Raw genomic sequence first — 1,215 nt, forward strand, 5'->3', positions numbered from 1 at the left:
CACATTGCCCCAGGGGTCCAGCTTGGCCGCCCAGGCGACTAGCCCCCGTTGGTCGGTCAGGGCCATTGGCGTGCCCATATGGGCACATGGATGGCAGGGAATGACGATGCGCCGTTGCCATTCTTTTCCTGCCCTTGAAGTTAAGCTTCATTTAACTGAACTTGCTTTGTGCTGTGCGCCGTGGCGCTTTTATTATCACCATTTTTAGACGGAGCTTTCCATAGTATATTTTGTATATATACTATTTCTTGAAACGGATGATGATGCAAACACTTGCTATAACAAAAATACAAGTTGATGTTATTATGGAAAACTTATTATCAACAAAAGGTATTTTTAAATTAATAATGCTCTTAAAAAGAAATAGAAGAAAAATATATGCCATTGCATATACTTTATTCTTCGTACATTTGATTTTTGTTGCGCAATATATTGAGAATATAAAAACCAGCGTATCTACTGAAATTAAATAGATGGCAGATATATCGCCTGATGCCCAGCAGGTAACGGGCCACATAAATGCTGTGCATGCTATAAAACTGTAATTCCTCATTTTATTTACAGGGGCAGGTGAATCCATTTATGTCGCTGGATTTAAATGCTTCCCACGCTTTCTTTGTGGCCTCAAATAGAGGGCTATCCTTACTGGGGACAATCGATTCCTTGCCTATATGAATAAGAATTTCCGCAGCACTCTCTTGTCCAGTCCACAGTTGAAAACCCGAGTGAGATGGGGACGTCGCATCTTGTATAGTGTGCAATGCCGCGCCGAAATGGAATAGTGCTGAGTCCATATCGCCAGATTTTTTGGCGTTCAGCGCTTTCTGCGCTTCATTTTTTATAAATTTATTTGTGGTGGCACATGCCTCTGCTTTGGTCTGACCGGGGCGTCGCATCGCGTGCATATGACTAAACTCCGGCGTTTGGTGCTCAGCGCTATCGGCCCACACATGACCTCTTGCGACGGCCGACAATTGTGATTGACTTATCTCTTTGCCAAAAACCAAATAACCGGCTCTTTGATGCACGTATGCGCCTTTCTGGGAAGCCCATAAACCTAGTGGGTCAATCTTTTGCAATGGAATCAATGGATAGATACTCTTATTCATGCCGCCGCTTAACCCAATAGGATCCTGATTGATATAGCTACCCACCACCGGATCGTAATACCGATGCCGGTTGTAATACAGCCCCGTTTCCCTGTCATGGTGCTGC

3 protein-coding genes are annotated in these 1,215 nt (G+C 44.1%); 1 reads left to right on the forward strand and 2 read right to left on the reverse strand.

The features are described from left to right. Nucleotides 1-78, reverse strand: a 78-nt coding sequence (locus L995_RS34690) for an RHS domain-containing protein (RefSeq protein ID WP_156136100.1), incomplete at its 3' end; no start/stop codon positions are given. Nucleotides 79-260: 182 nt separating this feature from the next. On the opposite strand from L995_RS34690, the gene L995_RS33270 reads away from it, so the two are divergent. Further along, nucleotides 261-473 (forward strand): hypothetical protein, encoded by a 213-nt coding sequence (locus L995_RS33270; protein ID WP_231574474.1) that lies wholly within the window; start codon nucleotides 261-263, stop codon nucleotides 471-473. Between the two features lie 81 nt (nucleotides 474-554). Here the strand turns inward: L995_RS33270 and L995_RS34695 are convergent. Then, on the reverse strand, nucleotides 555-1,215 hold a 661-nt coding region (locus L995_RS34695), incomplete at its 5' end, for an RHS repeat-associated core domain-containing protein (RefSeq protein ID WP_331428954.1).

It is taken from the genome of Delftia sp. ZNC0008, from assembly GCF_000799035.1.
Lineage (GTDB): Bacteria > Pseudomonadota > Gammaproteobacteria > Burkholderiales > Burkholderiaceae_C > Comamonas > Comamonas tsuruhatensis.